Origin of the sequence: Zavarzinella formosa DSM 19928, assembly GCF_000255705.1 — a bacterium.
Classification (GTDB): Bacteria; Planctomycetota; Planctomycetia; order Gemmatales; family Gemmataceae; genus Zavarzinella; species Zavarzinella formosa.
In genome coordinates this window covers 1-1,384 of record NZ_JH636457.1, presented here as the reverse complement: position 1 = coordinate 1,384, position 1,384 = coordinate 1, and the positions used below count along the sequence as shown (strand labels likewise).

Here is a 1,384-nt window from a genome sequence, read left to right as displayed (position 1 = left end):
GAGCAATTGCGCGAGCGTCAGCGGATCGACCCCGGACTCGCGCAACGCGGTGACATATTCCAGCCGGTCGATGTGCGGGTTATCCTCGATGCGAGCGGGAAAAAACTGCCGGTGCGGCGTGGCCGGGTTGTTCCCTTGAAGATCCTTGATGTACCGCGCCTTGATGGCCTCGTGGCCGACACCGCCGGGGTTGGTGCCGCCGCGCCAGCGCAACGGCACCTTCGACTTGGCCGGCCGGCGCTGGCGGGAGCGCGGGTAGGCCAGCATCGGCTCGGTGAACTGCGTCGCCTCGTCCACGCCGATGAAGGCCCAGACGCCCCCTTGATAGTCGTATTTGGCGTCCTCGTGTTCCATGTGGCCGAACTCAAGGGTGTTGCCGTTGGGAAAGGTCCATTTGCGCTCATCGCCGTTCCAACGAACCGCGTGGCCGTCGCCGTCGCGCCGATTGGCCAGCCAGTCCTTGGACTTGTTCAAGATGGAATCGGACTTCGCCAGTTGCACAAAAGTCCGCCGCAAGATCAGCGAGTTGGCCCCCGGCTGTTCGATCCACTGAAGAGAGGCGGCCAATAACGCGACCGACTTCCCGCCCCCGGCGCTGCCGCCAAACAGCGCCTCGCGGCCCTCATAGCAAAGGAACTCAACCTGCCTCGGGGTCATGCCCTTTTTGATGTGATCCGGAATCCACGGGTTCTCCAGCACCGTCGCCTGATAGATCGCCTTCGCCCGCGCGACGAGCCGCGCGTTCAAAACTGTCGGAAAGAGAATCAAGCCGTTCGACGAGAGGGGTGAAAGCGGTTCCGTTGTGTTCATAGATAATGGCCTCGCCGTCGCGGCCGGTGTGTTCCTGCCGTTGCACGTATCCGCGGAATCGTCCTTGTGTTTTGAGAGTGAAACAAACCGCCCAAGCCTCGCCATTAAGAACGGCCTTGTAGAGGACCGACTCGGCGACATCAATCAACGACTCGCGCGCGTCCCTCACGGCCGCCTGCAAATCGGGATGTTTGCGAATAAACTCATGCACCGTCGTGCGGCTCACGCCAAACGCCCGCGAACAAGCGGAGACGTTCCCCTTGAACTCGACAATCTTGTCCAGCACGATCTTCTCGGTCAGCTTCGCCATGTCCGCGCCCCAACCGGCGTTTTCAACTCCTTGTTAATTGAAAACAAGGAATTGATATCAACGATCAACAACGCCCCTATTAGACCCGTAACACCATCCGGGCCACGCCGAATTGGACACATTGGACACACTAAAAAGAAAAGAAAAGGGGTGTTGATGAGAAACCCTTTGAAAACAAGGGGTTGCGTGTGTTTTGGGTGTTCAGCCCGGTGGTGTGCCCGGCCCTGACGGACCGGTCTGGGTTAGCCGGTCTTTCAGACCGGG

At 59.9% G+C, this 1,384-nt stretch carries 2 protein-coding genes; both read right to left on the bottom strand.

What is annotated here, in order from left to right; all coding sequences use genetic code 11:
- Positions 1-657 (bottom strand): terminase large subunit domain-containing protein (locus tag BGIM_RS0146845; protein WP_020476477.1); only part of this gene is annotated, 657 nt, incomplete at its 3' end.
- Positions 638-1,120 (bottom strand): hypothetical protein, encoded by a 483-nt coding sequence (locus BGIM_RS65440; RefSeq protein ID WP_020476476.1) that lies wholly within the window; start codon positions 1,118-1,120, stop codon positions 638-640. The genes BGIM_RS0146845 and BGIM_RS65440, both read right to left, overlap by 20 nt.
- Positions 1,121-1,384: the final 264 nt, after the last annotated feature.